Below are 24,881 nucleotides of genomic sequence, written 5' to 3' on the forward strand. Positions count from 1 at the left end.
AGAAGCTCACAGTCATGAAAACGCTTACATCCGTTTTGTTAATGATTGTGATCCAGATCGTTATCTGGATGTATTACTCAATGATACCCCTGAAGCATATGCGGTTAACTGACGCCACACCCACTCCAGCGGCCCCTGACGGAAATAACGCAGCCAGATAACGGAAAACGCCAGATTAACCGCCCAGATCGGAATAACAAACGCCAGCAGCCCGAGGCGGTCGAATTTCATAAACAGGCCAAAGCGATAGAAAATCGTGGTGCATATCAACGTTTGCAGGAGGTAATTGCTTAACGCCATGCGCCCGACGCAGGCGACTGCGCTGACAAGCCACAGGCGAGAAAGCTGCGGCCAGAAGCCATATATTAGCGCCGCGTAGCCGATGGTCTGGAATGGCGCGCTCAGTTCACGCGGTACCTGGAGCAGGAAAGCGCACCAGCGATAATCCCAGTGAATGTGCCACTGTATCATCACCGACGGGAGGTTTATCAGCACGCCGAGCAGAACCAGCCCCGCCCCGGTGCGACGATAATGACGCAGGCTGAACTCCCCTTTCAGCCACCCGGTGCGCATCAATGACGCCCCCATCAGCATCATCCCTGCCAGCTGCCAGCCGTATTGCGCCCCCAGCGCAAGAAGGTTATCCCCCAGCATATCCGCCCGGTTGCTAATGGCTTCCGTACCGCCTTTTAGCTTCCAGAACTGCTCGTACTGGAGGTTTGCAGCATCCGGGATCCAGGAACGGTTGGTCGCTTCGCCAGAGATCATCCCCAGCAGCAGCAGCACCCCAAGCCCCATGAGGTAGAGCATCACGCCGGTGTTAAACAGGCTTTTCACGCTGTGCGCATCACGAATGAGACGCCAGCAGATAAGCCCGACTAACCCATACGCGAGAAGAATATCGCCGTCCCAGAAGAACAGACCGTGGATAAAACCGAGGATCACCAGCAGGGTTAAGCGCGACTGGATCCAGCGGGTGCCGCGTTTAAGCAGAAGCTGTAGTCCTGCGCCAAACAGCAGGGCAAAGAGCGTGAGGAATTTAACCTGGGCAAACAGATCAAGGATTGCCCAGGTCCAGGCATCGCTTCGGGTGATGTCGCCGTACCAGGCGGGATTGAGATAAGCGGCCTTCGGCAGACCGAAGGCGCTAATATTCAGCAGCAGGATACCCAGTATGGCGACGCCGCGAACAAAATCGAGCGTGACGTTTCGCTCCATGGTCCCTGCCCTGTGAGATTAGTTGTGGTGACGCACGGCGCGCAGGAACTCCTGGCGGGTGTTCTGGCTCGATTTAAACAGACCGCCCAGCGAAGTGGTGGTGGTTGCACTGGTCGCATCACGTACGCCGCGGGCTTTCACGCAGTAGTGAACGGCATCGATGGAGACCGCCACGTTATTGGTGCCCAGCAGCGTTTGCAGGGCAATCAGGATCTGCTGCGTCAGACGCTCCTGAACCTGAGGACGCTGCGCGAAGAACTGCACAATACGGTTGATCTTCGACAGACCAATCACCGTATCTTTCGGAATGTAAGCCACGGTCGCTTTACCGTCGATAGTGACGAAGTGATGTTCGCAGGTGCTGGTCAGCGTGATATCACGTACCGTGACCATCTCGTCCACCTTCATCTTATTTTCAATAACGGTAATTTTCGGGAAGTTGGCGTAATCCAGGCCAGAGAAAATTTCGTCGACGTACATTTTCGCGATGCGCTTAGGCGTCTCCATCAGACTGTCATCGCTCAGATCGAGATTCAGCAGTTGCATGATCTCGGTCATATGCCCGGAAATCAGACTTTTACGGGTTTCATTGTCCATATCCTCAACGGGCGGACGCAATGGCGTTTCGAGACCGCGCGCAAGCAGGGCTTCATGGACCAGGGCAGCTTCTTTACTGAGTGATGACATTTTCTTCTCCTGCAGGTGTGGCGTCTTTCGCCCTCGTTGTGGCAAAAGTATGCGCTCATTGTGCGTGAGGCGACGCACATAATCCAGTATTCACGACGATAATTATTGCAATTGCTGTTGCCTTTCAGCGTGACGATTCCAGACCAGGGCGCCGCCGATGAACAACGCGACGCCCGCCAGCCCCAGCGCAGGCTCCAGCCGGTGGGTTAGCCAGGTCGATAACGCCGACGTCACCGGGCCAATCAACTGCCCGATGGCATACCCGGTGGTGAGCAGTCCCGCCATATAACGCATGTGGTTCGGTGCCAGCTCTCGGCCGTATAAAAGAGAGAGCTGCACGGCGCAAAGGAACCCACCACCTACCAGCAGCCCGCCCGTCAGCAAACCGCCGATGCCCGGCAGCAGCCAGGCCGCCAGGACACCCGCGCCCTGAAGCCACAGCACGATAGCCAGCCTGCGGTTAGCCGTGGAGATATGTCGCAAGGCAATGCTGAGCGCAATCCCCACCACAGCGGCGAGACCAAAAATCGGCCAGACAAACTGGGCAAACAGGCTGCCGGGAAAGCGCACGGCGGCCATTTGCGATAAAAAGGTCGCCGGAAGGATATAGCCAAATCCCGCCAGGCTGTAGCTCCAGACCAGGCGCTTTAAATCTGCGGTCAGCCGCAACGGCTCAGGCGCAGTCCCCGGGCGATGAAGCTGACCCGCACGCGGCAGATAGCGTGCCACCAGCGCAATCAACACGAGCGCCAGCACGCCGTAGATCTGCCACGCCGCACCGGCCGAAAGGGATTTCGCCTGAATATAGACCGCGAGCAGGCCGCTCAGGGCGATACCCGCGCCGGGGCCGGCAAACACCGCAGCACTGAGCCCCGGTTTACCCAGTTGCCCCAGCCGCTCGTTGGTCCAGGCGGCAATGAGTACCATTGACCAGCCACTCATGCAGCCGATCGCAAAGCGCAGCAGGCCGTGTATGACGGCGTTATCCGCCGCCGCGGAGAGCAGCGTCAATGCAACCGCACCCGTAATGCCGAGCCAGAGCCGCGTTTCAACAAAGCGGTGCGCGCGCATGGCATCCCATGCTCCCACCAGATAGCCAAGATAATTCATCGCCGCCACCAGGCCTGCGCTGGTGAGCGTGAGTTGCCCGGCGGCAATCATCAGCGGTACCTGAGGCGTAAAGGCAAAGCGCCCTATCCCCATCGCCACCACCAGAACGACAAACCCACTAAGCGCAATACGCAGCGCCATGACCGCTCCAATTGTTAAAGAAAAGTAAATTTATGATGCAGCATCTTGCCGTTCCGCGAAAGTGAAAGTTGCTCACAGGTAAATGAAAACGCTGTATTATGATGCTAATGAATAGCTATTCTCATTAAGGAGCCTTGCATGGAACTGCTCGAAGAGCACCGTTGTTTTGAAGGTCGACAGCAGCGCTGGCGGCACGACTCCACCACGCTGAACTGCACCATGACGTTCAGCATTTTCCTGCCACCGGCAGAGAATCCGCCTGTTCTGTTCTGGCTTTCTGGCCTGACCTGCAACGACGAAAACTTCACTACCAAAGCCGGTGCGCAGCGTATTGCGGCCGAGCTGGGTATCGCGCTGGTGATGCCCGATACCAGCCCCCGTGGGGACGATGTGGCGGATGATGCAGGATACGACCTGGGTAAAGGCGCCGGGTTTTACCTGAATGCGACCGAGCAGCCGTGGGCGAGTCACTATCGTATGTATGACTACATCCGTGACGAGCTGCCTGCGCTGATTCAGGCCGAATTCGCGGTAAACGATCGCTGCGCCATCAGCGGACATTCCATGGGCGGACACGGGGCGCTGATCATGGCGCTGAAAAACCCCGGGAAATATACCAGCGTCTCTGCGTTCGCACCGATTGTTAACCCAACGCAGGTACCGTGGGGACAAAAAGCCTTCACCCACTATCTGGGCAAAGATGAAACGAAATGGCAGGAATGGGACAGCTGTACGCTGATGCTGGCGAGCGACTCAGCGAATGCGATCCCGATGCTTATCGATCAGGGCGATGCGGATCAGTTCCTCGCCGGGCAACTCCAGCCCGCCGTTTTAGCTGAAGCGGCACGCCAGAAGGACTGGCCGCTCACGCTGCGCATTCAGCCAGGATATGACCACAGCTATTACTTTATGGCCTCCTTTATTGAGGATCATCTCCGCTTCCACGCGGCGCATTTGTTCGCGTAATTTTCGCTATTTGCCCGATAGCCTCTCGCCTGTCGGGCTTTTCCCCTTATTGACATAATCCTATCCGCTTGAATCCAGGCTATTTTCTTGCCACACACATCAAACACAAATGATTTCAATTATCATTTGTGTTTACAATTATACATTCTTTTGTACAATTCCAGACTCTTCTCCATCACAAAGAGTTCTTACAAGACAAATACATACAGTTCTCAGGGTTATCCCGATGGAGTTTTTTTCTTTTTATACGGAATGTACAAATGACAATACCACGCGTTAAATTGCTGGCCGCCGCCATTGGCGCCGCCACACTTTCCTCCTTCGTTCACGCAGCCGATCAGGACACCGTTGTCGTCACTGCGACGGGTTTTGAACAAAAAATCCAGAATGCCCCCGCCTCCATCTCGGTGATTTCAAAACAGCAGATTGAAGATAAAGCCTACCGTGATGTCACAGATGCCCTGAAAGACGTCCCGGGCGTCGTCGTTACTGGCGGCGGGAGCAGCAGTGATATCAGTATTCGCGGCATGGCATCGCAGTACACGCTGTTCCTGGTGAACGGCAAACGCGTGAGTACGCGCAGTACCCGCCCAAACAGCGACAACTCGGGCATTGAACAAGGCTGGCTGCCGCCGCTGGAGTCCATTGAGCGTATCGAGGTTATCCGTGGCCCGATGTCCTCACTTTACGGCTCTGATGCTATGGGGGGAGTCATCAACGTCATTACCAAAAAAGTGTCGAACACCAAAGCCTGGACAGGTTCGTTGCATGGCGATGCAACCTTCCAGGAAAACAATGATTCCGGTGATATCTTTCAGACCAACGCCTACGCTTCAGGTCCCCTGATTGACGGGCTGCTTGGCGCAAAAGTGACGGGGCTTTTGTCACGCCGCGCAGAAGATAAGATTGTGAACGGGTATAACGAGCAGAAAATGCGTAACGGCGGTATTACGTTGAATTTCACGCCGGACGAGCAAAATGATTTCGACCTCGACTTTGCCCGTGAACTTCAGGACAGAAACAGCACGCCTGGGATGTCGAAAGCGACGGAAACCTGCCGTGGAACGACCTGTACGCCAAATACCAAAAGCGAAACCCGCTATGAACATACCACCTACTCATTAACCCACAGCGGTTATTACGACGACTTCAATACCACCAGCTATATCCAACAGGAAGAGACGAATAACCCGGATCGTGAAATGCGCTCGTACAACACCACCTTCAACAACCAGAACCAGATCTTCCTCGCCGATCATACCCTGACTCTCGGCGGGCAATATCGCTATGAGAAACTGCGCGACAACGGCAATCAGCTGGAGGCTGCCGATGGCCTGAACAAACTGACACGCTGGAGTTGGGCACTGTTTGCCGAAGATGAATGGGCAATGACGGAAAGCTTTACGTTAACCGGCGGCCTGCGCATGGACAAAGACCAAAACTATGGTACTAACTGGACGCCACGTGGTTACGGTGTATGGCACCTCGCCGATCAGTGGACATTGAAAGGCGGGGTTTCTGCGGGCTACCGTGCACCGGACCTGCGTCAGTCGTCTGCCAGCTGGGGGCAGGTAACGGGTGGTGGCCGTCTTGACGGTATCATCGTTGGCAACCCGGATCTGAAACCAGAGAAGAGTCTGAGTGAAGAGATCGCCCTGCTCTGGGATAATAACGACAATCTTAATGCCGGTGTGACGCTGTTCAATACCGACTTCAAAGACAAAATTACTGAAGTTCGCCGCTGTAACAGCAGTTCCGATCCCGCCTGTACGATTGGCGATCACAGCTATGATTTCGTGAGCGACCGCGTCAACGTGGACAAAGCCAACATGCGCGGCGTGGAGTCTACCTTCGGCTGGAAAATCACGCGCGATGTGAACTGGACTGCCAACTACACTTATACGGAATCCGAGCAGAAGAGCGGCCAGTTCTCCGGTAAGCCGTTGAACAAAATGCCAAAACATATGTTAAATACCACCCTGGACTGGCAGGCGACACCAGACGTCGGCTTCTGGAGTCGTCTGAACCTACGCGGTAAAACGTCTGAGTATCTGAGCCGTACATCGATGTCCCAGGGTACACCGTCCTATACCCAGGTGGATGTGGGTCTGCGCTACAACGCGAACAAAAACCTGCTTGTGACTGCCGGTGTGTATAACGTGCTCGATAAGCAAATTGATTACGATACGTATGACACCGTGCTTGATGGACGTCGTTATACCGTGGGCATGACTTACAGCTTCTAACCGCCCCATAAAAAAGCCCGCTCAGTTGAGCGGGCTGAAAGAGAGGAATTGCGGTTATTGTTTAAATCGTTCCGGGAATTCCATTTCACTGTAGCGAACGAAGTGTGTTCCTTTCGTCAGTTTGTAACCAAACCAGATGATCAGGAACAGCGGAATACCGATGTAGGTTGCCGTGACGGCGCCCCAGTCGATAGTATCCGCGAGGAACGCTTCATAGTTCTGGCCCAGCGTAATAATCAGACACAGAATGAAGGCGAAAATTGGCCCCAGCGGGAAGAACCCTGAGCGATACGGCAGGTCGTTCAGATCATGACCTTGCATCACGTAACCGCGACGGAAGCGATAGTGGCTGATGGCAATGCCCAGCCAGGCGATAAAGCCCGTCATCCCGGAGGTGTTAAGCAGCCACAGGTAAACCGTCTGGTTGCCGAACATGGAGGTCAGGAAGCACAGACCGGCAATCACCGTGGTGGCGTACAGAGCGTTACGTGGCACACCACCGCGAGACAGTTTAGCGAAGATGCGCGGCGCTTTACCGTCGCAGGCCAGGGTGTAAAGCATACGGGTGGACGCGTACATACCGGAGTTACCCGCAGACAGCACTGCCGTCAGGATCACCGCATTCATTACCGCCGCCGCAGAGAGCAGTCCCGCGTGCTGGAAGACCAGAGTGAACGGGCTAACGCTGATGTCTTTCACATCGTTACGCAGCAGGCTTGGATCGGTATACGGAATGATCAGGCTGATAATCAGGATCGCGAACACGTAGAACAGCAGGATACGCCAGAAGACCTGACGCACCGCGCGAGGAATGTTCTTCTCCGGGTTTTCAGATTCACCGGCCGCAATGCCAATCAGCTCAGTGCCCTGGAAAGAGAAGCCGACAATCATCGCCACGCCAATCATGGCCGAGAACCCACCGGCAAACGGCGCATCGCCTATTGTCCAGTTGCTCCAGCCCGCAGGCTCTGCCCCTTTGAAAATACCAACGATCATCGCCACACCGACGACGATAAAGATGATGACGGTTGCCACTTTGATCAAAGAGAACCAGTATTCCGCTTCACCAAACCCGCGTACGGAGATGTAGTTCAGCAGGAAAATGACGACCAGGAACAACGCGCTCCAGATCCAGCCCGGCGTGTCCGGGAACCACCAGGTCATCACCAGCTGTGCGGCGACGAGGTCAACGGCGATGGTAACAGCCCAGTTGTACCAGTAGTTCCAGCCCAGCGCGAAGCCGAAGCCTTCTTCCACGTATTTTTGTCCGTAGGTCGAAAACGAACCGGATACCGGCATGTATGCCGCCAGTTCACCCAGGCTGGTCATCAGGAAGTAGACCATCAGGCCAATCAGGATATAAGAGAATAATGCCCCACCCGGGCCAGCTGCCGAAATCGTTGCGCCAGAGGCAACGAAAAGACCTGTACCGATGGAGCCGCCAATGGCGATCATCGTCAGGTGACGCGCCTTGAGTTCACGACGTAGCGTGGGCGCTTCTGTGGTTTTAGTTTCTGAAACCATGTGAAAATGCTGTCCATTCAATAAATGAGGCGCGATTGTAGCAGACGATCGGCGTTCCTTCCGGCAGAAATACTCAGTTATAAGAGAGCTTCATGACGCGGCCAGGATTATAAGTAAAGCATCATTTTTCCCTCCCCCTTTTGGGGAGAGGGCCAGGATGAGGGGCAATTTCACATCTCGCAATAGCGCAGAAAACGCTGCAGCGAACTGGAAAGGTGTTTCTGACGATGATGGATGCACCACAGCGTGCGCACCAGTTTCGGCAATGGAACAGGAATTTCCACCAGCGATCCCGTCTCAAGCTGTTCGGCAATCACGCGTCGGGAAAGGCAGCTGATACCCAGTCCATGACGCACCGCATGCTTAATCGCCTCCGAGTTCCCCAGCTCCATTCCCAGCTGGAAATGCGGCAAATGAGACAGCAGCAGGTAATCGACAATTTCACGCGTGCCGGAACCCTGCTCGCGCAGGATCCACTGAGCCTGCGCCAGGCGCTCCAGCGTCACCTCGCCCTGTAATAAAGAAGAGGCCGGGGAGGCAAACACCACCAGCTCGTCTTCCAGCCAGGGCTCGGCGATGATATCGACGTTGTGGCACGGACCTTCAATGAGACCGATATCCACGCGAAAATCGATCACCGCGTTGATGACGTCCTGGCTGTTACCCACGCTCATCTCCAGCGGCAACGAGGGAAAATCCCGGCGATAGCGGGCAATCACTTCCGGCAGGATGTAGTTACCGATGGTACTGCTGGCAAAAACGCGGATCGCGCCGTTGTCTTCGCGGAACAGCTGTTCAATTTCGATAGCCTGCTCCAGCAGGGCCAGCGCGCGCGGGTAAAGCAGGCGGCCATGCTCATTGACCACCAGACGCTTCCCTACCCTGTCGAAAAGCTGAACGCCTAACTGTCCTTCGAGATCGGTCAACGCCGCACTCACGGCAGACTGAGAGAGCGCCAGCATTTGTGACGCCTGAGTCGTAGAGCCGCTCTTCAGCACTTCGGCAAACACTTCCAGCTGACGCAATGTAATGTGCATGGTCACTTACCACTTATATAGATTGATTATAAGTATATAATCAATTTTATTTTTAAGCCAGTTCGCCGTAACCTTTAGCCAGACAAAGGAGAAGGTTATGTCAGAACTCACCTTACAACATCATCGTACAGTGTGGCACTTCGTGCCGGGTCTCGCGCTCAGTGCCGTCGTCACCGGTGTGGCCTTATGGGGCGGCAGTATACCGGCAGTAGCCGGTGCCGGGTTTAGTGCCTTAACGCTGGCTATTTTGCTCGGCATGGTGGTCGGGAATACCGTCTACCCGCACATCTGGAAATCCTGCGACGGGGGCGTCATTTTCGCCAAACAACATTTATTACGTCTGGGCATTATTCTTTACGGCTTCCGCCTGACCTTTTCGCAGATTGCGGATGTCGGCGTGAGCGGGATTGCCATTGATGTCCTGACCCTTTCGAGCACCTTTATGCTGGCGTGCTTTATCGGCCAGAAGGTGTTTGGCCTGGACAAGCAGACCAGCTGGTTAATTGGCGCAGGCAGCAGCATTTGCGGTGCGGCAGCGGTACTGGCAACGGAACCGGTCGTTAAAGCTGAAGCCAGTAAAGTGACGGTGGCCGTCGCGACGGTGGTTATCTTCGGTACGCTGGCAATCTTCCTTTATCCGGCTATGTATCCGCTGGTGGTGCACTGGTTTAGCCCGGAAACCTACGGCATCTATATCGGTTCGACGATGCACGAGGTGGCGCAGGTGGTCGCAGCAGGTCACGCCATCAATCCGGAAGCGGAAAATGCCGCGGTCATCGCCAAAATGCTGCGCGTCATGATGCTGGCCCCGTTCCTGATTTTCCTGGCCGCGCGGGTTAAGCAACTGGCTCCGGCAGGTGGCAGCGAGAAAAGCAAAATCACCATTCCGTGGTTTGCGATCCTGTTCATCGTGGTCGCTATCTTTAACTCGTTCCACCTGCTGCCAAAAGCGGTCGTGGATATGCTGGTGACGCTGGATACGGTGCTGCTGGCCATGGCGATGGCGGCTCTGGGTGTGACCACGCACGTCAGCGCCCTGAAAAAAGCCGGCGCAAAACCGCTGCTGATGGCGCTGGTGCTCTTTATCTGGCTGATTGTGGGCGGCGGCGCGATTAACCTCGCCGTACACAGCCTGATGGCATAAACCCTCTCGTCGTTCTCCTGTTAACCCGTTATGATAAGCGTTTCGGGTTAACAGGAGTCTTTTTATGAAATATGTTGGAGCGCACGTCAGCGCTGCAGGTGGCCTTGCAAACGCCGCCATTCGCGCCGCCGAAATCGAGGCAACCGCTTTCGCCCTGTTCACCAAAAATCAGCGCCAGTGGCGCGCCGCACCGCTCACCACCGACGTGATTGATGATTTCAAAGCCGCCTGTGAAAAATACCACTACGGGCCAGGCCAGATCCTTCCCCACGACAGCTATCTGATTAACCTCGGTCATCCGGTTCAGGAAGCGCTGGATAAATCCCGCGAGGCGTTCCTTGATGAAGTGCAGCGCTGTGAACAGCTGGGGCTGACGCTGCTGAACTTCCATCCGGGTAGCCATCTGATGCAGATCGACGAAGACGCCTGTCTGGCGCGTATTGCTGAGTCCATCAACATCACCCTGGAGAAAACCAACGGCGTGACCGCGGTGATCGAAAACACCGCCGGTCAGGGCAGCAATCTCGGTTTTAAGTTCGAACATCTGGCGGCGATCATCGACGGCGTGGAAGATAAATCCCGCGTGGGCGTCTGCATTGATACCTGTCACGCGTTTGCGGCCGGTTACGATCTGCGAACAACCGAGGCAACGAAAAACACGTTCGATGAGTTTGAGCGCATCGTGGGCTTCAAGTACCTGCGCGGTATGCACCTCAACGATGCCAAAAGCGCCTTTGGTAGCCGGGTTGACCGCCACCACAGCCTGGGCGAAGGCAATATCGGTCACGATGCATTTCGCTTTATTATGCAGGATGCCCGTTTCGACGGTATCCCCATGGTGCTGGAAACCATCAATCCGGATATCTGGGCGGAAGAGATCGCGTGGCTCAAGGCACAGCAGACCGCTGAACAGGCGGCATAAAAAAAGCCGGGTTGCTTAGCACCCGGCTTTTTTGTTGCTTATCGCTTACGCTGCTTTTGCAACCCCTTCCGCTTCCGGACGTTTCAGCACCGCGTAAGAGAGACCCGCCACCAGCGTACCGGCAATGATTGCCAGCAGGTAACCCAGTACCGGGGTGATAGCGCCAGGGATCAGCAGGACGAACAGACCACCATGTGGTGCCATCAGCTTCGCGCCAATCGCCATGGAGATGGCCCCCGTCACCGCACCGCCCACGATACAGCATGGCAGTACACGCATTGGGTCACGCGCCGCGAACGGGATTGCACCTTCGGTGATGAAGCACAGACCCAGCACCAGCGCCGCTTTACCACCTTCCTGCTGCGCTTTGTCGAACTTACGACGGGCGATAATGGTCGCCAGGCCGAGCGCCAGAGGTGGCACCATACCGGCCGCCATGATCGCCGCCATCGGCGCGTAGGTCTGGGTACTCAGCAGGCCAACGCCAAACGCGTATGCCGCTTTGTTCACCGGACCGCCCATATCGGTACACATCATACCGCCGAGGATTGCGCCCAGCAGAACCGCGTTCGCCGTACCCATGGTTTGCAGCCAGTGGGTCAGACCCGTCAGGATGCCCGCTACCGGTTTACCGATGAGGTAAATCATCGCCAGACCCACCACCAGGCTGGAAATCAGCGGGATGATGAGAATCGGTTTCAGCGCTTCCATACTCTGCGGCAGCTTCAGCTTCGAGCTGATCAGCTTCGCGACGTAACCGGCCAGGAAACCGGCAATGATACCGCCGATAAAGCCGGAACCGGTGCTGACAGCCAGCATACCGCCGATAAGACCCGGCGTCAGGCCAGGACGGTCAGCGATGGAGAAAGCGATAAAGCCTGCCAGAACCGGCACCATCAGCGCGAACGCTGACCCCCCGCCGATCTGCATCAGCGCAGCCGCAAGCGTACCTTCTTCTTTAAATGCTGTAATACCAAACGCAAACGAGAGCGCGATACACAGACCACCCGCCACCACCATCGGCAGCATGTAAGACACACCCGTCAGCAGGTGACGGTAGGCCCCCGCAGACTCTTTCTTCCCTTCGGTGGCGGTTTTAGCCGCACCGGTAGCCTGGTAAGGTTTGGCTTCCGCCAGCGCTTTATCAAATTCCTGAGCGGTCTTTTTCAGCGCCAGGCCGGTTGAGGTGCGGTACATCGGCTTACCGGCAAACTTCGCCAGATCGACTTCGATATCGGCCGCCACAATCACCAGATCGGCTTCCGCCACTTCTTCCGGGGTGATGGCGTTACCGGCACCCACGGAGCCACGGGTTTCGACTTTTACCCACCAGCCGCGTTTTTTCGCTTCGGTTTCAATGGCTTCAGCCGCCATAAAGGTATGCGCTACCCCGGTTGGACACGCCGTTACCGCCACAATGCGTTTCGGCCCGGTGGCCGCAGCCGCGGTCGGTGCTGTCGCGACAGGTGCTCTGTAAACCGACGCGTGGCCTTTCGCTTCACTCAGGAACAGTTCTGGATGTGCCACCGCGCGATTAATATCGCCCAGCCACACTTTTTTGCCGTTCAGCGCACTGTCCGCAGGGATTTTATCACCCAGAACAATCGCCAGTTCAGCATCACCCGGGTTATCAATGATGTCCAGGTGTGCTTTTTGTGCCGCCGCGCCCAGCAGGGTCTTCGCCATATAGGCGCGAGCCTGTCCGAGACCGGAGTCAATGATCAGCAGCGTTTTCATTATTCCTCTCCTGCTGTTAGTTAAAAGGTTTTAAGTCAACGCGCGCCATCATCGCGGCTAACTGGGTACGATCGGTAATACCGACATTGCTCTGGCTCACGGCCAGGGCTGCAACGGCGGTGGCAAGACGTAACGTATGTTCACTGGATTCACGCATCAGCAGGCCGTAAATCAGGCCGCCAACCATCGAATCCCCAGCGCCAACGGTACTCACAACTTCCATTGACGGCGGTTTGGCAATCCATTCGCCAGAAGCGTTAACCCACAACGCGCCTTCTGCACCCAGCGAGATCACGACGTGAGCGATACCCTGCTCACGCAGCGCATGGGCTGCATCAATCACATCTTTTAATTCTGGCAGCTTACGGCCAGCCCAAATCTCCAGTTCGCGGCGATTCGGCTTCACCAGCCATGGAGACGCTTTCAGACCCGCAACCAGTGCGTCACGGCTGCTGTCGAAAATAATGCATGGGCACTGGCTACGCAGGCGCGTCATCCAGTCGGTAAACGCTTCCGGGCTCACGCCGGACGGCAGGCTGCCGCTGACGCACACCATGTCGAACTGACCGAGCCAGGTGAGGGAGTCGTTAACAAAGCGCTCCCAGTCTGACGGGGTGACTTCGAAGCCAGAGAAGTTCAGGTCGGTCACTTCACCGTCTTTCTCCGTCAGCTTGACGTTGATACGGGTACGGCCCTGAACGACCTGGAAGCGGTTAGCAATGCCCAGCTCGCTGAACAGCTGCTGGAAACCGTCCTGGTTATCTTTACCGAGGAATCCACCCACGGTGACATCGATACCGAGATCCTTGAGCACTTTCGCGACGTTAATCCCTTTGCCCGCAGCATGCAGGCCAGTGGTACGCACGAGGTTTACTTCGCCGCGCTCAATCTCCGGGCAAAACCCCACCAGGTCATATGCCGGGTTCAGCGTAATAGTCGCAACACGTCTGCTCATTATGCGCCCTCCCCCAGACCTGCCGCGATGGCGTCGCCAATCGCTTTCAGCGCCTGTTCAGCATCAGCACCCTGCGCGGTGAAACGCAGACGGTGACCTTTCTTCACGCCCAGCGCGACCACTTTCATCAGACTACGGCCGTTGGCCGGTTTGCCCGTGCCATCAAGGTTAGCCACGGTGATCTCACTTTCGAATTGTTTAATGGTATTCACCAGCATGGTGCCTGGACGGGCGTGCAGGCCGTGTTCGTTACGTACCACGAACTCAGCGGTCAGCAGGTCATCCGTCAGCGCGTCATCACTGGTCAGCAGAGCCAGCACGGTGGCAGCATCCGCGTTCAGCAGTTTTTCAGCTTTGTTATTCAGCAGCAGATCGCCCAGACGCTTCAGCACCGACACTGGCTGCTCATCGTTCATCGCCACGGTGACCAGCATGGCGGCAGGCTCACCCTCAACGTCAAACGCTGTGGCTGCACGGCTCACCGCGATAGCACTGCGCAGGTTGCCTTCAGCACTGTCGTTCAGCCAGATACCCTGGCCAAGATTCAACGGTTTATCGTTAATCACACGCGTCACAAAGGTGGCATCAGCCGCCCCGGCTTCTTTAAGACGACCCGCGTTCAGCGCCTGCAGCGTGACCAGATCCGAAGCCACAACATCCAGCGTCAGCGTGTCATTATCCAGTTTCAGCGCTTCACTCTGTTTTTCACCCATCAGCAAGGCACGCAGCTCTTCAGCGGTTGTCGCTGACTTCAGCTGTTCTGCCACGGCGTCATCGCTCAGGACATGCGTTAGCTGACGCAGCAGGCCCAAATGTTCGTCGCTGCTGGCCGCAATGCCGATAGCCACATACGCTACCTGACCTTCGCCCCAGAGCACGCCCTGCGGGAACTGATAAACCTTCACGCCGGTTTTCAGCACCTGGTCGCGGGTGTCTGTTGTACCGTGCGGAATGGCAATCCCATTACCGAGGAAGGTGGAGGTCTGCTGCTCGCGCGCCAGCATACCGTTTACGTAGCCGTCCGCGACGTTGCCTGCCTGCACAAGGGCAGCGGCAACCTGACGAATAGCCTCTTCTTTATCCCCGGCCTGAGCGCCCGGGTGAATATCCTGAACAGATAACTGGAACATGGTTCTCCTCTCCTGCTGAAAGTGAATCGTTTCAGCTTACATGAGAAAAAATACGCTAGCCTGCTCCGTTTGCTAAAACAAGATAGCGCTGAAACGTTTCAAAAAGTCTTGCGCTTTCTGCAATGTCTTGCAAGAAAAGTCGTATTTCCGATCTCAGAATTTAGAGATGCAGCACATTTCTTCCGCATTCAGCTGAATTCTGCTGAAGTTCAGCAAATCAATTTCAGCTAAGTTCAGCCAGCAGGGTGAGAAGTTGAAATGCCATTTTGATTTTTCGTGGCATCATTGACCTCGTCCACTGTTTATTTTTTAGCTAACGGCGTAAACTCCGCCCCTCTCTGTTACTCGCTAATTATAAAACATGCATAACACCCCTGCGGCCACCTCGCCGAAGCCCTTCGATTTGACGTCAACGGCGTTCCTGATTGTTGCCTTCTTCACGGGCATTGCTGGCGCGTTGCAAACCCCAACGCTGAGCTTATTCCTGACCAACGAGGTTCACGCCCGTCCTGCGATGGTTGGCTTCTTTTTTACCGGGAGCGCCATTATCGGCATCCTGGTAAGCCAGTTCCTGGCGGGCCGTTCCGACCGAAAAGGCGATCGTAAAAGCCTGATCGTTTTCTGCTGCCTGATGGGCGTCCTGGCCTGCGTTTTGTTTGCCTGGAACCGTAGCTACTTCATTTTATTGTTCGTGGGGGTTTTTCTGAGCAGCTTTGGCTCAACCGCCAACCCGCAGCTGTTTGCCCTCGCCCGCGAGCATGCTGACCATACCGGGCGTGAAGCGGTGATGTTCAGCTCGGTCCTGCGTGCTCAGGTGTCGCTGGCGTGGGTGATTGGCCCGCCGCTGGCTTACGCGCTGGCGATGGGGTTTGGCTTTACGGTGATGTACCTGAGCGCGGCGGTCGCATTTGTGGCGTGCGGTGCGATGGTGTGGTGCTTCCTGCCGTCAATGCGCAAAGAACCCAAAGTGGTGACAGGCGTTCTGGAGGCCCCGCGCCGTAATCGTCGCGATGCCCTGCTGCTGTTTATTATCTGCACGCTGATGTGGGGCACCAACAGCCTGTATATCATTAACATGCCGCTGTTTATTATTGATGAACTGCATCTGCCGGAGAAACTGGCCGGCATAATGATGGGCACCGCTGCCGGTCTGGAGATCCCGACCATGCTGATAGCGGGCTATTACGCGAAGCGTTTCGGAAAACGTTTTTTGATGCGCATCGCGGCCGTCGCCGGGCTGCTGTTCTACGTTGGTATGCTGACGGTCCATACGCCGGGGCTGCTGCTGGCTTTACAGCTGCTGAACGCCATCTATATCGGGATTCTGGCGGGGATTGGCATGCTCTACTTCCAGGATCTAATGCCGGGCCAGGCAGGCTCAGCGACCACCCTTTATACTAATACCACGCGCGTGGGCTGGATTATTGCAGGATCCATGGCCGGGGTCGTTGCTGAGATCTGGAACTACCACACGGTATTCTGGATTGCGCTGGTGATGTGTACGCTGACCATTGGCTGTCTGGCGAGAATCAAAGACGTTTAAGGCGCGGTGAGCGCTTCCAGCTCAAGCAGATAGAGCATCGCCTGCGCGCGCGAACTGCCGCACATCTCGACCCCAGGCTGTAGCCCGGAGCAGACCTTCGGGCGCAGGGGCGAACCAAAGATCATACACAGGTTGGATTCAGAGAGCTGAACACAGCGGGTATTGGCGGGCTTGCCCTCCGGCATTCCGGGTATCGGGCTTGAAATGGACGGAGCGGTACAGCACGCGCCGCAATCTGGACGACAATCCATACATGCTCTCTCAGTGACGAAGCCCGTGCAGTCGGGCATCGGGCGCACAGTAACACCTTTTGTGCGTTGATAGCAAAAGCCACGAATTCCGCTTGCCTGAAAGGCCGCGCACGAGTAATTTGGCGCGATATTTTTTACCTCCCGTAAACAGGATTATTGCAATGCCAAGAGCGAACGAAATTAAGAAAGGTATGGTACTGAATTACAACGGCAAACTGCTGATTGTGAAAGACATCGACATTCAGGCTCCCAGCGCCCGTGGTGCTGCCACGCTGTACAAAATGCGTTTTGCCGATGTGCGTACCGGCCTGAAAGTGGAAGAGCGCTTTAAAGGTGACGATATTGTCGATACCGTGACCCTGACCCGTCGCTATGTTGATTTCTCTTACGTCGACGGCAATGAGTACGTGTTCATGGATAAAGAAGATTACACCCCGTATATCTTCACCAAAGATCAGATTGAAGAAGAGCTGCTGTTCATCCCTGAAGGCGGTATGCCTGACATGCAGGTTCTGACCTGGGATGGCGTGCTGCTGGCGCTGGAACTGCCTCAGACCGTCGATCTGGAAATCGTTGAGACGGCACCTGGCATCAAGGGCGCATCCGCAAGTGCCCGCAACAAACCTGCCACTCTGACCACCGGTCTGGTTGTGCAGGTGCCGGAATACCTCTCCGCAGGCGAGAAAATCCGCATCCATATCGAAGAAAAACGCTATATGGGTCGCGCTGACTGATAGCGGCGTTTGTCGGGTGGCGGCTTCGCCTTACCCGACCTACAAAAACACAAAAACCGGCTCTCAGGCCGGTTTTTTTGTAGGCCCGGTAAGCGTAGCGCCACCGGGCAACAGAACTTAAAGAAGCTCCGGGTATTTCGTCATCTTCAGCGCCAGCTCAACGCCGCGCACTTCCGCCATCCCTTTCAGTCGGCCTATCGCCGAATAGCCTGGGTTGGTTTTCTTGCGCAGATCGTCCAGCATCTGGTGCCCGTGGTCCGGGCGGAACGGAATAGGACGGACATCGCCAGCCTGCTTACGACGCGCCTCTTCTGCCAGGATGGCATCGACCACTGCGACCATATTGACGTCTCCGCCCAGGTGCGCGGCTTCGTGGAAGGTCTTAGGATTATCCTCCCGGCAGGTTGCGCGCAAATGCGTGAAGTGAATGCGATCGCCAAAGGCTTCAATCATCTGCACCAGGTCGTTATCCGCGCGAACACCGTAGGAACCCGTACACATGGTAAAGCCGTTATAGATGCTGTTGACCGTCTCTTTCAGCCACTGCATATCTTCGATAGTGGAAACGATGCGCGGCAGACCGAGGATAGGACGCGGTGGATCGTCCGGATGCACGGCCAGACGCACGCCGACTTCTTCCGCAACCGGTACGATAGCGCGCAGGAAATAAGCCATGTTTTCACGCAGCTGGTTCTTATCAATATCGCCGTATTCCGCCAGACGCGCGCGGAACTGGTCCAGCGTGTACCCCTCTTCTGCGCCCGGCAGGCCCGCAATGATGTTGCGGGTCAGCTTTTCAATATCCGCTGCACTCGCGTCATTAAACCATTGAAGCGCCTGCTGCTGCTCTTCAGCGGTGTAATCCGCGTCCGCGCCAGGGCGTTTCAGGATGTGCAGCTCAAATGCCGCAAAGGCAATCTGGTCGAAACGCAGCGCTTTTGAGCCGTCCGGCATCGGGTATTCCAGATCGGTCCGCGTCCAGTCCAGAATAGGCATGAAGTTATAGCAAACCGTATCAATGCCGCAGGCCGCCAGGTTGCGAATGCTCTGCTGGTAGTTCGCAATCCAGGTCTGGTAATCCCCGGAATGGGTTTTGATATCTTCGTGGACCGGAATGCTCTCCACGACAGACCAGGTTAATCCCTTCTCCGCCAGCAGCGCCTGGCGCTGTTGAATTTCCTCAACCGGCCAGACCTGGCCGTTAGGAATGTGATGCAGCGCCGTCACGACACCCGTTGCGCCAGCCTGACGCACATCATCAAGAGAAACCGGATCGTTCGGCCCGTACCAACGCCAGGTTTGTTCCATTGCCTCACCCTCTAAAGTTGTTATACCAATATGTGTTACCGCAATGACGACTACCATACATGTTTAGCGTACAGGGTCAACATACCGCCACACGTTGATTGATCCAACTCACAGAACGGGGATATTTACGGCTCACCAATTTTATTTGCTGTCATATAACTTTACACTGGCATTGTTAATTAATGGTTAATCAGGTGTGTATTTCATGAAGACAATTGCCTCCACCTCGCTTCCTGCCCATGTTCAGCAACCTCGCTACGATCGCAAGCAATTACGCTCCCGGATCGTCCATTTTGGCTTTGGCGCATTTCACCGCGCGCACCAGGCGCTGTTAACAAACCGGGTGCTGAATGAAAAAGGCGGCGACTGGGGGATTTGTGAGATTAGCCTCTTTAGCGGCGATGTGCTGATGGGCCAGCTGCGCGGGCAGGATCATCTGTTTACCGTGCTGGAGAAAGGTGCTGAAGGAAATCAGCCAATCATTGTCGGCGCCGTTCATGAATGCCTGAATGCAAAGCTTGACTCGCTGTCCGCCATTATTGAGAAATTTTGTGAGCCCCAGGTGGCGATTGTATCGCTCACCATCACTGAGAAAGGCTACTGCATCGATCCCGCGACCGGTAAGCTGGATCGACAAAACGCGCGGATACAGCACGACCTGGACAACCCCGCCGAACCGCATTCTGCGCCTGGGATCCTGGTCGAGGCGCTACATCGCCGCCGCGAGCGAGGTTTGCCAGCGTTTACCGTGCTTTCCTGTGACAATATTCCTGACAATGGCCACGTGGTGAAAAATGCCGTGCTTGGCATGGCGCAGAAACGTTCCCCGGCGCTGGCGGAGTGGATCGAAGGCCACGTGAGTTTTCCGGGCACGATGGTCGACAGAATTGTTCCCGCGGCGACGGAGGCCTCGCTTGCAGAAATCGCCGATGCGCTCGGCGTCGACGATCCGTGTGCCATCAGCTGCGAGCCGTTTATTCAGTGGGTGGTGGAAGATAATTTTGTTGCCGGGCGTCCGGAGTGGGAAGTGGCAGGTGTCCAGATGGTGCAGGACGTTCTGCCGTGGGAACAGATGAAATTACGCATGCTCAACGGCAGCCACTCTTTCCTGGCGTATCTGGGATACCTGGCAGGGTACGCGCATATTAATGAATGTATGGAGGATGCCGCCTTCCGTGAAGCCGCTCGGCGGTTAATGCTGGAGGAGCAGGCGCCTACGCTGCGTATAAAGGATGTGGACCTGACCGCCTATGCCGACAGCCTGATTGCGCGCTTCGCCAACCCGGCGCTGCAACACCGGACCTGGCAGATTGCGATGGACGGTAGCCAGAAACTGCCGCAACGGATGCTGGATGGCATCCGCATCCACCTTGAGCGAAATACCGACTGGCCTCTTCTGGCACTGGGCGTTGCCGGCTGGATACGGTACGTCAGCGGTACCGACGAACGCGGCAACGCGATTGATGTTCGCGATCCCCTCAGCGATAAAATTCGCGCGATTGTCGGGGCCAGCCGCGACGCTGACCGCGTTAACGCGCTGCTGGGGCTGAGCGAGGTCTTTGGCCACGATCTCCCCCAGAATAGCGTATTTGTTGAGGCGGTAAGCGAGGCATACGCGCGCATCACCCGCCGCGGCGCCCGTCAGGCTGTTATAGAAACGTTAAATATTTAACGATTATTGCGCTTAACGCGAACGGACGTCGCCTCCGTTCGCCCTCCCCCTTCTCATTGGGTACGTTTTTCGCCAGGATAAGAGAATAGTGTTATAGCATCACAATTCTCGTCTGGAGTGCATGTGACCAAAACGAACCTCATCACCGGTTTTCTCGGCAGCGGTAAAACCACCTCAATTCTCCACCTGCTGGCGAATAAAGATCCGGCAGAGAAATGGGCCGTACTGGTCAATGAATTTGGCGAAGTGGGCATTGATGGTGCACTGCTGTCAGAGAGTGGCGCAATGATTAAAGAGATCCCCGGCGGGTGCATGTGCTGCGTCAATGGCCTGCCGATGCAGGTCGGGCTCAATACGCTGCTGCGTCAGGGTAAACCGGACCGCCTGCTGATTGAGCCTACCGGTCTGGGCCATCCGAAGCAGATCCTCGATTTGCTGACCGCACCGGTCTACGAGCCGTGGATCGATCTGCGCGCCACCCTGTGCCTGCTCGACCCGCGTCTGCTGCTTGATGAAAAAGCGGTGGCCAATGAGAACTTCCGCGATCAGCTCGCCTCGGCGGACATTATTGTCGCTAATAAAGAAGATCGCGCCACGGCGGAAAGCCAGGCCGCGCTGGAGGCGTGGTGGCAACATTTCGGCGGCAATCGTACCCGCGTGCAGACCACCCAGGGAAAAATCGATAGCGCCCTGCTCGACCTGCCTCGCCAGAATCTGGCGGAACTCCCGGCCAGCGCAGAGCATGCTCATCACCATCCCGTTAAACAGGGACTGGCGGCGCTTAGCCTGCCAGAGCACCAGCGCTGGCGGCGTAATCTGAATAGCGGCCAGGGATATCAGGCCTGCGGATGGATTTTCGATGCCGATACGGTTTTCGACACCATAGGCATCCTTGAGTGGGCCAGACTTGCGCCGGTTGATCGCGTAAAAGGCATTATGCGCACGCCAGACGGGCTGGTGCGGATCAACCGCCAGGGCGAGGATTTCTTTATCGAAACGCAAAACGTCGCGCCGCCGGATAGCCGAATAGAGTTAATTAGTGCGGTTAACGCCGACTGGAATGCCCTGCAGTCCAGCCTGTTGAAGCTTCGTTTAAGTTCAGGCGGCTAACGTTGCCCCAGTTTTCACTCTATGCTGAACGTTATGACAACTCGATTTCCCCTGATATTACTGCTTAATGTCGCCGGTCTGGCGCTCTTTTTCTCCTGGTATATCCCGGCGAATCACGGTTTCTGGTTCCCGCTGGATTCAGGCCTGTTTCATTTCTTCAACCAGGCGCTGGTGAAGAGCGATGCGTTCCTGTGGCTGGTGGCAATCACCAACAACCGCGCCTTCGACGGCATTTCCTTGCTGGCGATGGGTGGTCTGATGCTCTCTTTCTGGCTCAAAGAGGATGGCACAGGGCGTCGCCGTATCCTGATTATCGGTCTGGTGATGCTTCTGGCTGCGGTGGCTATTAATCAGCTGGCGCAACATCTGATGCCGGTAAAACGCGCCAGCCCGTCGCTCTCTTTCCCGAATATTTACCGCGTCAGCGAATTGCTGCATATTCCAACGAAAGATGCGTCGAAAGACAGTTTTCCGGGCGATCACGGCATGATGCTGCTTATTTTTTCGGGTTTCATGCTGCGCTATTTCGGCAAGAAGGCATTCACTATTGCCCTGCTTATTGTGGTGATATTTGCCTTCCCGCGCGTGATGATTGGCGCTCACTGGCTGACGGATATTGTCGTGGGTTCTCTTTCAGCAGTGCTGATTGGTCTGCCGTGGGTGCTGATGACCCCCTTGAGCGATCGCCTGATTGCCGTTTTTGATCGCTATCTCCCGCGCAGAAAGCAACAAGTATTAAACAAATAACTACCGTTTTTTAACGTTAACCGTCAGGGATCATTGCGATCCCTGATAGATCACGTCCCCCGATCCTTTCACGCTGTCATATTCTCGTCATCGTATTCATGATAAAAATGAAGCAATTGCGCGATAACGCTGCGGATCTGCCGCTATTTTGAGCAATTGCCCATTTTTACTTTCTGTATCACAATTTCTTATAAAAAAAACGGTTTTTTTACTCGCAATACCCCAGGCAATCGGTTAATCTCGAACTCGTTTTGCCCCATAGGGATAATTATTTCGATGGTGAATAATTTTGTGCGCTGTGCCACAAATGTCATCAGAAACAATTGTCTCATTGTGTACAGATAATTAGTCTCGTCACGTTTGGCATTTTTATAACGATATTTGTCGTTAAGGACTTCAAGGGAAAATAAACAAAATGGTCAAATCTCAACCGTTTCTGAGATATATCTTACGGGGGATCCCGGCGATAGCAGTCGCGGTACTGTTATCTGCATGTAGTACATCGAACACCGCAAAGAATATGCATCCTGAGACGCGTGTTGTGGGAACGGAAGATTCCTCTTCACTGCAAGCTTCTCAGGATGAATTTGAAAATATGGTACGTAATCTGGACGTGAAGTCTCGTATTATGGACCAGTATGCTGACTGGAAAGGCGTGCGTTATCGTCTTGGCGGCAATACTAAAAAAGGTATTGACTGTTCCAGTTTTGTACAACGTACGTTCCGTGAGCAATTTGGATTAGATCTTCCGCGTTCGACCTACGAACAGCAGGAGATGGGCAAGTCAATTTCCCGCACCAAACTGCGCACCGGTGACTTAGTTCTGTTCCGTGCTGGTTCAACAGGTCGACACGTTGGCATCTACATTGGTAATGACCAGTTTGTACATGCCTCCACCAGCAGCGGCGTCACCATCTCCAGCATGAACGAACCGTACTGGAAGAAGCGCTACAACGAAGCGCGCCGCGTACTGACACGCAGTTAATATCATGATTGTATCGCTGGTTATCCCTTGGCTGGCGATATAATAAAAAAAAAGCACTGCTTAGGCGGTGCTTTTTTTTGCCCGTTACACTGAATATAATCAGCGGCAATTCAGGAATCACGACGTTTATGCTCACCCGCTACTTCGCCAGTCATCGCAAGATACTGTTCTTCAGCATTATTACCGGCCTGATCGCGGCTATCCTACTGGGCTCATTGCAATTTTTCTGGAGCTACCATAAGCGGGAAATCCGATTCGATACGCTAATTAAGGATGTGAGCATCTACATGGAGAACTATTTCGAGGAGCTGAAAACCTCGATCGACGTACTCCAGCCGCTCACGCTGAATAATTGCCAGGACGTTAACGCGGAGCTTACCTCGCGCGCGGCCTTCAGCATCAACGTGCGCGCCTTTCTGCTGGTCAGAAACAAAATGGCGTTCTGCTCGTCAGCCACAGGGCCGATGAATACGCCGATGGAGGAGCTGATACCCGAACTGCACATCAACAAGCAGATTGATATCGCACTGCTGCCCGGCACGCCCATGCTGCCCAACAGACCCGCCATTGCCATCTGGTATCGTAATCCGTTAGTGAAGGACGGCGGCGTATTCACCTCGGTGAATCTCAACCTGACGCCGTACCTGCTTTATACCGCGCGCCAGGAAGAGTTTGCCGGCATCGCGATTATCATCGGCGACAATGCATTATCCACCGCCTCAAGCACCCTCGTCAGGGCGCGTGATTTACATCAAACGCCTGCGCGCACCGCGACGCTCACAGAGGTCCCTCTGACCATCAAACTGTACGCCAGGGAGTGGACGAGCGACGAGATCCTCTTCGCCCTGTTCTTCGGACTGTTATGCGGGATTGCGGCAGGGTCGCTTAACTTCTACATCCTCACCCTGCGTCTCAACCCGGGCAAAGAAATTCTGAGCGCCATCAAGCGCGGTCAGTTTTATGTGGTTTATCAGCCAGTGGTGGATACGGATGCACTGCAGATGCGGGGCGTTGAAGTGCTGATGCGCTGGAAACACCCGACCATGGGTGAGATCCCACCGGACGCCTTTATCAATTTTGCCGAAGCGCAAAAGCTGATTGTCCCGCTGACGCTGCATCTGTTTGACCTCATCATTCGCGATGCGCCGGTGTTACAAACCGTGCTGCCGCCGGGCGCAAAACTGGGGATCAATATCGCGCCGGGGCATCTGCATGCGGAAAGCTTCAAAGATGATATGCGCACCTTCAAAAGCTTACTGCCGCCAGATTACTTCCAGATCGTGCTGGAGATCACCGAGCGCGACATGCTTAACCATCGGGAAGCCAGCAGCCTCTTCGAATGGCTACATAACGAAGGATTCGAAATCGCCATTGATGATTTCGGTACCGGCCACAGTGCGCTGATCTATCTTGAACATTTCACCATGGACTACCTGAAAATCGACCGTGGGTTTGTCAACGCAATTGGCACCGAAACCGTCACCTCTCCGGTGCTGGATGCTGTGCTGACGCTGGCAAGAAAGCTGAATATGTTAACCGTTGCGGAAGGGGTGGAAACGCCGGAACAGGCAGCCTGGCTGCGTGAGCATGGCGTCCACTTCCTGCAGGGATACTGGATTAGCCGTCCTATGCCGCTGGAACAGTTCCGCACCTGGCAAAATAAGGTGTCGTCTCAGGCCGAATAATTTCACATTGCCTGTGACGTCACTTATTA

At 55.3% G+C, this 24,881-nt stretch carries 21 protein-coding genes; 11 read left to right on the top strand and 10 right to left on the bottom strand.

What is annotated here, in order from left to right; translation table 11 throughout:
- Nucleotides 1-60 precede the first annotated feature (60 nt).
- The 3 genes from yeiB to ABFI50_RS02030 form a co-directional block, all read right to left on the bottom strand.
- Nucleotides 61-1,218, bottom strand: a complete 1,158-nt coding sequence (gene yeiB / locus ABFI50_RS02020) for a DUF418 domain-containing protein YeiB (protein WP_347485230.1) — start codon at nucleotides 1,216-1,218, stop codon at nucleotides 61-63.
- 18 nt (nucleotides 1,219-1,236) lie between these two features.
- Nucleotides 1,237-1,905, bottom strand: a complete 669-nt coding sequence (folE, locus tag ABFI50_RS02025; RefSeq protein WP_014884567.1) for a GTP cyclohydrolase I FolE — start codon at nucleotides 1,903-1,905, stop codon at nucleotides 1,237-1,239.
- A gap of 102 nt (nucleotides 1,906-2,007) precedes the next feature.
- On the bottom strand, nucleotides 2,008-3,156 hold the full coding sequence (locus ABFI50_RS02030; protein WP_347485232.1) for a YbfB/YjiJ family MFS transporter: 1,149 nt from the start codon (nucleotides 3,154-3,156) through the stop codon (nucleotides 2,008-2,010).
- A 138-nt stretch (nucleotides 3,157-3,294) separates the two neighbouring features.
- Here ABFI50_RS02030 and fghA point away from each other — a divergent pair, with 138 nt between their 5' ends.
- Together fghA and ABFI50_RS02040 are read left to right on the top strand one after the other, a co-directional pair.
- Nucleotides 3,295-4,122: an S-formylglutathione hydrolase gene (fghA, locus tag ABFI50_RS02035; RefSeq protein WP_347485233.1), complete on the top strand. Its 828-nt coding sequence runs from the start codon at nucleotides 3,295-3,297 to the stop codon at nucleotides 4,120-4,122.
- Between the two features lie 260 nt (nucleotides 4,123-4,382).
- Nucleotides 4,383-6,368 (top strand): ligand-gated channel protein, encoded by a 1,986-nt coding sequence (locus ABFI50_RS02040; protein WP_045134304.1) that lies wholly within the window; start codon nucleotides 4,383-4,385, stop codon nucleotides 6,366-6,368.
- A 54-nt stretch (nucleotides 6,369-6,422) separates the two neighbouring features.
- On the opposite strand, the gene lysP is transcribed toward ABFI50_RS02040, so the two are convergent.
- Nucleotides 6,423-7,892 carry a lysine-specific permease gene (gene lysP, locus ABFI50_RS02045; RefSeq protein WP_014884571.1) on the bottom strand — a complete coding sequence of 490 codons (1,470 nt, stop codon included), beginning with the start codon at nucleotides 7,890-7,892 and terminating at the stop codon, nucleotides 6,423-6,425.
- A gap of 170 nt (nucleotides 7,893-8,062) precedes the next feature.
- The gene (yieE, locus tag ABFI50_RS02050) at nucleotides 8,063-8,929 is read right to left on the bottom strand and encodes a DNA-binding transcriptional regulator YeiE (protein WP_014884572.1); all 867 of its coding nucleotides are present in this window, start codon (nucleotides 8,927-8,929) and stop codon (nucleotides 8,063-8,065) included.
- A 97-nt stretch (nucleotides 8,930-9,026) separates the two neighbouring features.
- On the opposite strand from yieE, the gene ABFI50_RS02055 reads away from it, so the two are divergent.
- Nucleotides 9,027-10,073 (top strand): YeiH family protein, encoded by a 1,047-nt coding sequence (locus tag ABFI50_RS02055; RefSeq protein ID WP_347485235.1) that lies wholly within the window; start codon nucleotides 9,027-9,029, stop codon nucleotides 10,071-10,073.
- Nucleotides 10,074-10,137: 64 nt separating this feature from the next.
- Nucleotides 10,138-10,995, top strand: a complete 858-nt coding sequence (gene nfo / locus ABFI50_RS02060; protein ID WP_014884574.1) for a deoxyribonuclease IV — start codon at nucleotides 10,138-10,140, stop codon at nucleotides 10,993-10,995.
- 45 nt (nucleotides 10,996-11,040) lie between these two features.
- On the opposite strand, the gene fruA is transcribed toward nfo, so the two are convergent.
- Genes fruA through fruB form a run of 3 tightly spaced genes read right to left on the bottom strand, consistent with a single transcriptional unit; the run spans nucleotide 11,041 to nucleotide 14,817 of the window.
- The gene (fruA, locus tag ABFI50_RS02065; RefSeq protein WP_347485237.1) at nucleotides 11,041-12,732 is read right to left on the bottom strand and encodes a PTS fructose transporter subunit IIBC; all 1,692 of its coding nucleotides are present in this window, start codon (nucleotides 12,730-12,732) and stop codon (nucleotides 11,041-11,043) included.
- Between the two features lie 16 nt (nucleotides 12,733-12,748).
- On the bottom strand, nucleotides 12,749-13,687 hold the full coding sequence (gene fruK / locus ABFI50_RS02070) for a 1-phosphofructokinase (RefSeq protein WP_008500936.1): 939 nt from the start codon (nucleotides 13,685-13,687) through the stop codon (nucleotides 12,749-12,751).
- Nucleotides 13,687-14,817, bottom strand: coding sequence for a fused PTS fructose transporter subunit IIA/HPr protein (gene fruB / locus ABFI50_RS02075; protein WP_023330930.1), 1,131 nt, complete (start codon nucleotides 14,815-14,817; stop codon nucleotides 13,687-13,689). Before fruB ends, fruK begins: the two co-directional genes overlap by 1 nt.
- 361 nt (nucleotides 14,818-15,178) lie before the next feature.
- Between fruB and setB the strand changes: the two genes are divergently transcribed.
- Nucleotides 15,179-16,360 carry a sugar efflux transporter SetB gene (gene setB, locus ABFI50_RS02080; RefSeq protein WP_045134307.1) on the top strand — a complete coding sequence of 394 codons (1,182 nt, stop codon included), beginning with the start codon at nucleotides 15,179-15,181 and terminating at the stop codon, nucleotides 16,358-16,360.
- Here setB and ABFI50_RS02085 read toward each other — a convergent pair.
- On the bottom strand, nucleotides 16,357-16,611 hold the full coding sequence (locus ABFI50_RS02085) for a YkgJ family cysteine cluster protein (protein WP_023330932.1): 255 nt from the start codon (nucleotides 16,609-16,611) through the stop codon (nucleotides 16,357-16,359). The two genes, setB and ABFI50_RS02085, sit on opposite strands and share 4 nt — an antisense overlap.
- A gap of 161 nt (nucleotides 16,612-16,772) precedes the next feature.
- On the opposite strand from ABFI50_RS02085, the gene yeiP reads away from it, so the two are divergent.
- Nucleotides 16,773-17,345 carry an elongation factor P-like protein YeiP gene (gene yeiP / locus ABFI50_RS02090; RefSeq protein ID WP_014884579.1) on the top strand — a complete coding sequence of 191 codons (573 nt, stop codon included), beginning with the start codon at nucleotides 16,773-16,775 and terminating at the stop codon, nucleotides 17,343-17,345.
- Nucleotides 17,346-17,462: 117 nt separating this feature from the next.
- Here the strand turns inward: yeiP and uxuA are convergent, their stop codons facing one another.
- On the bottom strand, nucleotides 17,463-18,653 hold the full coding sequence (gene uxuA, locus ABFI50_RS02095) for a mannonate dehydratase (RefSeq protein ID WP_014884580.1): 1,191 nt from the start codon (nucleotides 18,651-18,653) through the stop codon (nucleotides 17,463-17,465).
- A 205-nt stretch (nucleotides 18,654-18,858) separates the two neighbouring features.
- Between uxuA and ABFI50_RS02100 the strand changes: the two genes are divergently transcribed.
- From ABFI50_RS02100 to ABFI50_RS02120, 5 genes are all read left to right on the top strand, one after another.
- On the top strand, nucleotides 18,859-20,325 hold the full coding sequence (locus tag ABFI50_RS02100; RefSeq protein ID WP_048997185.1) for a fructuronate reductase: 1,467 nt from the start codon (nucleotides 18,859-18,861) through the stop codon (nucleotides 20,323-20,325).
- A gap of 123 nt (nucleotides 20,326-20,448) precedes the next feature.
- Nucleotides 20,449-21,435 carry a GTP-binding protein gene (locus ABFI50_RS02105; RefSeq protein WP_347485240.1) on the top strand — a complete coding sequence of 329 codons (987 nt, stop codon included), beginning with the start codon at nucleotides 20,449-20,451 and terminating at the stop codon, nucleotides 21,433-21,435.
- 33 nt (nucleotides 21,436-21,468) lie between these two features.
- Nucleotides 21,469-22,182 (top strand): phosphatase PAP2 family protein, encoded by a 714-nt coding sequence (locus ABFI50_RS02110; protein ID WP_176260730.1) that lies wholly within the window; start codon nucleotides 21,469-21,471, stop codon nucleotides 22,180-22,182.
- Nucleotides 22,183-22,597: 415 nt separating this feature from the next.
- A complete protein-coding gene (mepS, locus tag ABFI50_RS02115) occupies nucleotides 22,598-23,167 on the top strand; it encodes a bifunctional murein DD-endopeptidase/murein LD-carboxypeptidase (RefSeq protein ID WP_014884584.1) in 570 nt (189 codons plus the stop codon).
- Nucleotides 23,168-23,295: 128 nt separating this feature from the next.
- Nucleotides 23,296-24,852, top strand: coding sequence for a cyclic di-GMP phosphodiesterase (locus tag ABFI50_RS02120; RefSeq protein ID WP_014884585.1), 1,557 nt, complete (start codon nucleotides 23,296-23,298; stop codon nucleotides 24,850-24,852).
- Nucleotides 24,853-24,881 lie beyond the last annotated feature (29 nt).

The sequence above is a fragment of the Enterobacter sp. HNDS-6 genome (assembly GCF_039850505.1).
GTDB lineage: Bacteria > Pseudomonadota > Gammaproteobacteria > Enterobacterales > Enterobacteriaceae > Enterobacter > Enterobacter kobei.